We start from the raw sequence: 4,578 nt of genomic DNA, 5'->3' as shown, positions 1-4,578 counted from the left end.
CGGCATCCACACCGCGCTCGACCTGCAACGCATGAACCCGGCAGCCGCCAAAGCCGGATGGTCCGTCGTGCTGGAAAAAACCGTGCGCGAACTGGGCGGCACCCCCTGCATCGAATTCGAAGACGAACCCCCAGCCAAACAACAAATCGCCTGCACCCGCAGCTTTGGCCAGCCCATCACCGAACTGCACGAACTGCAAGAAGCCATCACCGAATTTGCCTGCCGCGCTGCAGAAAAACTGCGCAAACAAAACAGCCACACCGGCCAACTGATGGCCTTCATCCGCACCAGCCCCTTCCGAGAAAAAGACCCCCAATACAGCCGCAGTGCCAGCATCCCCCTGCCCAGCCCCACCAGCGACAGCGCCCACATCACCCAAACGGCCTGCGCCATCCTGAAACACATCTACCGCCCCGGCTACAAATACGCCAAAGCCGGCGTGATGCTGATGGACCTGCAACCGGCCACCCGCCAACAACTGACGCTGGACCTGGAAGCCGACATGCCCGAAAACCGCATTCGCCTGATGCAAGCCATGGACCAAATCAACCGCCGCTTTGGACGCGGCAGCCTGGTGCTGGGCAGCGGGGGTGCGCCGAGGGACATCAAGCTGTGGGCGATGAAACAAGAGCGGATGACGCCCGCGTACACCACCGATTGGGCCAAGCTGCTGATGGTGGGCGCGGACGCATAAGCTGACACACGCTGGCGCTGGAACGTTGTGCGCTGCTGGCGGCGGTCAGGTTTTGGCTTGGCGCGATGACCCGCGCTGCCACAGGCTCACTGCACGCGCAAAGTCCTTGAAGTCGTCGAGATGGCCCGCGATGATGGCGTGAACCACTTGCCAATTGATGGTGCTGTAGTTGTGCACTGCAATATTGCGAAAACCAACGGATTTTTTGAGTTGAATCGCCAGATCGCCGTTGATGACACCCATGCCATGGAGTTGTTCAAAGGTTTCGGCCATGGTGGCTGGGCCGGGTTGGTTTTGACTGGCTGCGATGTGAGCGCCGATGTCTACAGCCATCTGAACGGCCCGGGTCAGGTTGAGCGAGACGATGTCTTGCAGGTCGAAGTCATCGGCCAGTTGTTCGGCATCAAAAGGCTGTTTGGACTCAATGCGCATCAGGCAACGGCGCAATGATTCGAGTTTTTGGTCGATCACTTGTGCATCCATGCCTGCCTTCTTTCTTGCAGTATGCGGGCCTGGTAGGGCATGAAGTCGGCGGCATCCATGACATGGCGTGTCATGTATTGCGCGTGCAGCACATCGCTGCCCAGGATGCGCACGCCGTGTTGCATGATTTGGCCCAGCAAAGGTTCGCCCACGGTGCGCAGGTCGATCAGGTCAATCGGACGGCCCGTGGCCAGCGCCAGTGCTTCGATCAGCGCGATGTGTTGTTGCACGCTCATGGCTTGATCAAAGGCCAAGGCGATGTCGAGGTCGCTGTCGGGTTTGGCCTGCCCTTTGGCGCAGGACCCGAAAACAATGGCCAAGCGCAAGCCGACAACTGCGTTCAGGGCTTGCCTGATTTGCGGCAGCTGCGTAATGACTGAAATGGCCGCAGCGCTACCGGGCCCTTGGCCGGGCGGTTTTGGGGCAGTGACTTCAATCGGTGCGGATGGGGCGGACATGGCTTCATTTTGTCATACGGACTGGGGCGGTGGCGCGTGTTCGGGTGCCTGTTGGCAGCGGGTATGCGCAGGGCGTGCAACCGTCAAGGCGGGCTGAGCCACTGTGCGGCCATCTCGGTCAGCAGGGCCAGCGTGGCTTGCTGGGTGAGGGTGCTGGGGCGTTGTGCGCTGATGGCGGTGGTCAGCTGGATGTGCAGGGCAGGCTGCTTGAGGGGGCGTACTGAAAACGCCGATGGCCGCACCGAACGCATGACGGCGTTGCGCGGCAAGATGGCGTAGCCTGCGCCGTCGGCCACCAGGTCCAGGATGGCGCTCACGCCGTCGATCTCCAGCGCAATGAGGGGGCGGCAGCCGATGGCGGCCATTTCAGACTCCACATGCATGCGGATCGCGTTGGGGCGGGTGGGGATCACCAAGGGCAGGGCGGCGACTTCTTGCAGGGGGATGGCGGGCGGGGGCGGGTCCTCTTGCAGGCCCGGCGGGCGCGGCTGCACCAGCAGCAGCTCTTCTTTCACAAGCGCCGTGTGCTGGATGCCAGCCACTTGACTGGGGTTGTAGAGCACGGCGATGTCCAGCCGGCCGTTTTGCAGGTTTTCCTGCATCGCGCTCGACAGGCCCTCGCTGATGGACAGCTGGGCATCGGGCATCTTGGCGCGAAAGGCCCGGGTGAGTGGCACTGTGAGCACCCGCGCCACGCTGGGCGGCAGGCCCAAAGCCACCCGTCCCGTCAGGCCCGTACGCACCCGGCCCAGTTCTTCGCGTGCCCGCTCCACCTGGTGCAAGATGCCCCGGCCGTGTTCCAGCAGCAGCAACCCGGCCTGAGTGGGGGTGGCGCCGCGCCCGTTGCGCACCAGCAGGTTTTGCCGAAGTTCGACTTCGAGCAAGCGCACCTGGCGGCTGAGCGCCGGTTGGGCGATGTTCAGGGCCTGGGCGGCCCGGGTGAAGCTGCCCAGTTCGGCCACGCGGACAAAGTATTCGAGCTGTTTGAGGTCCATGGGGGGAGAGGGCTTTCGGTTGGTTTGATTTTGTCATATCAGTGGTACTGTTATGCAATATTGTTCTAGCTGCTAGATGCACCGAGGGCTGTGGTGGCCAGGCGGGTGCCTGCACAATCAGCGCAAACCCTTTGCCCCATCAGGAATGCCCATGCGACCAACGAAACCCTTGATCATCGACGTGCACGGCCACTACACCACCGCCCCCAAGGCGCTGGAAGAGTGGCGCAACCGCCAGATTGCCGGCATCAAGGACCCCAGCGTCAGCCCCAAAGTCTCCGAGCTGAAAATCAGCGACGACGAGTTGCGCGAAACGATCGAGACCAACCAGTTGGCCAAGATGAAAGAGCGCGGCTCGGACATCACCATCTTCAGCCCGCGAGCCAGCTTCATGGCCCACCACATTGGCGATTTCAACGTCTCGTCGACTTGGGCTGCGATCTGCAACGAGTTGTGCTTGCGCGTGGCGCAACTCTTCCCCGACCACTTTGTGCCTGCGGCCATGCTGCCCCAGTCGCCCGGTGTGGACCCGGCCACCTGCATCCCCGAGCTGGTCAAGTGTGTCGAGCAATACGGCAACGTCGGCATCAACCTGAACCCCGATCCCTCGGGCGGTCACTGGACTTCGCCGCCTTTGAGCGACAAAGCTTGGTACCCGATTTACGAAAAAATGGTCGAGTACGACATCCCCGCGATGATTCATGTGAGCACCAGCTGCAACAGCTGCTTTCACACCACCGGCGCGCATTACCTGAACGCCGACACCACCGCCTTCATGCAGTGCCTGACCAGCGACCTGTTCAAAGACTTCCCAACGCTGAAGTTCTTGATCCCGCACGGCGGCGGCGCGGTGCCTTACCACTGGGGCCGTTTCCGGGGTTTGGCGCAAGAGCTCAAAAAGCCTTTGCTGTCCGAGCACCTGCTGAACAACATCTTCTTTGACACCTGCGTGTACCACCAGCCCGGCATCGACCTGCTGACCAAAGTCATTCCGGTCAAGAACATCTTGTTTGCGTCCGAGATGATTGGCGCGGTGCGCGGCATCGACCCCGAGACCGGCCACTACTTTGACGACACCAAGCGCTACGTGCAAGCCACGGCCAACCTGAACGACGACGAGCGTTATATGGTGTTTGAGGGCAATGCGCGACGCGTGTTCAAGCGGCTGGACGACCAGCTGACGGCCAAAGGCTTGTGAAATTTTTGTAGGAGCCCACCCCGTGGGCGATGGTTTGATGGGCTGTTTGTGCCTTGAACAAACGGCAAGCGTTCACAAGCCATCGCCCACAGGGTTGGGCTCCTACGAAGTCCCCAACACGTTTGCATAGACAGGAGAAAACCATGTACGAACTCGGCGTTGTTTACCGCAACATCACCCGCGCGGACCGCGCAGCCACCGATGCCTTGGCCGTTTTAGGTTCGGCCACCGTTCACGAAGCCATGGGTCGGGTGGGCCTCATGAAGCCCTACATGCGCCCCGTCTATGCCGGTGCGCAAGTGTCTGGCACCGCAGTGACGGTGCTGCTGCACCCCGGTGACAACTGGATGATGCATGTGGTGGCCGAGCAGATTCAGCCCGGCGACATCGTGGTCGCGGCCATCACCGCCGAATGCACCGATGGCTACTTTGGTGACTTGCTGGCCACGTCCTTCATGGCGCGTGGCGCACGGGCCTTGATCATCGATGCGGGTGTGCGTGACGTGAAAGAGCTGACCCGGATGGGCTTTCCCGCTTGGAGCAAAGCCATCAGCAGCAAAGGCACCATCAAGGCGACCATCGGCTCGGTGAACATCCCCGTGGTGTGCGCCGGCATGATCGTTCATCCCGGAGACGCCATCGTGGCCGATGACGACGGCGTGGTCTGTGTGCCCCAAGCCTTGGTGGCCAAGACACTGGAAGCGGCGCAAGCCCGTGAAGCCAACGAAGGCGAAAAACGCGCCAAGCTCG

The 4,578-nt window shown here is 61.6% G+C and carries 6 protein-coding genes; 3 read left to right on the top strand and 3 right to left on the bottom strand.

Features of this window, described 5'->3' with window-relative positions; all coding sequences use genetic code 11:
* On the top strand, nt 1-694 hold a 694-nt coding region (locus tag ACIQ47_RS14785), incomplete at its 5' end, for a DUF4113 domain-containing protein (RefSeq protein WP_396438828.1).
* 45 nt (nt 695-739) lie between these two features.
* Here ACIQ47_RS14785 and ACIQ47_RS14780 read toward each other — a convergent pair.
* From ACIQ47_RS14780 to ACIQ47_RS14770, 3 genes are all read right to left on the bottom strand, one after another.
* Entirely contained in the window at nt 740-1,177 is a 438-nt protein-coding gene (locus tag ACIQ47_RS14780; protein WP_396438827.1) for a DUF86 domain-containing protein, read from the bottom strand.
* The gene (locus tag ACIQ47_RS14775; protein ID WP_396438826.1) at nt 1,162-1,635 is read right to left on the bottom strand and encodes a nucleotidyltransferase family protein; all 474 of its coding nucleotides are present in this window, start codon (nt 1,633-1,635) and stop codon (nt 1,162-1,164) included. Before ACIQ47_RS14775 ends, ACIQ47_RS14780 begins: the two co-directional genes overlap by 16 nt.
* An 83-nt stretch (nt 1,636-1,718) precedes the next feature.
* Nucleotides 1,719-2,630: a LysR substrate-binding domain-containing protein gene (locus ACIQ47_RS14770; RefSeq protein WP_296291338.1), complete on the bottom strand. Its 912-nt coding sequence runs from the start codon at nt 2,628-2,630 to the stop codon at nt 1,719-1,721.
* A gap of 169 nt (nt 2,631-2,799) precedes the next feature.
* Here ACIQ47_RS14770 and ACIQ47_RS14765 point away from each other — a divergent pair, with 169 nt between their 5' ends.
* Both ACIQ47_RS14765 and ligK read left to right on the top strand, forming a co-directional pair.
* Nucleotides 2,800-3,828 carry an amidohydrolase family protein gene (locus ACIQ47_RS14765; RefSeq protein ID WP_396428980.1) on the top strand — a complete coding sequence of 343 codons (1,029 nt, stop codon included), beginning with the start codon at nt 2,800-2,802 and terminating at the stop codon, nt 3,826-3,828.
* Nucleotides 3,829-3,971: 143 nt separating this feature from the next.
* The coding region (gene ligK, locus ACIQ47_RS14760; protein ID WP_396438825.1) for a 4-carboxy-4-hydroxy-2-oxoadipate aldolase/oxaloacetate decarboxylase at nt 3,972-4,578 on the top strand (607 nt) is incomplete at its 3' end.

The organism is Limnohabitans sp. (genome assembly GCF_044373035.1).
Lineage (GTDB): Bacteria > Pseudomonadota > Gammaproteobacteria > Burkholderiales > Burkholderiaceae_C > Limnohabitans_A.
The sequence above is the reverse complement of the archived record's forward strand: the minus strand, read 5'-3'. Positions and strand labels throughout refer to the sequence as shown.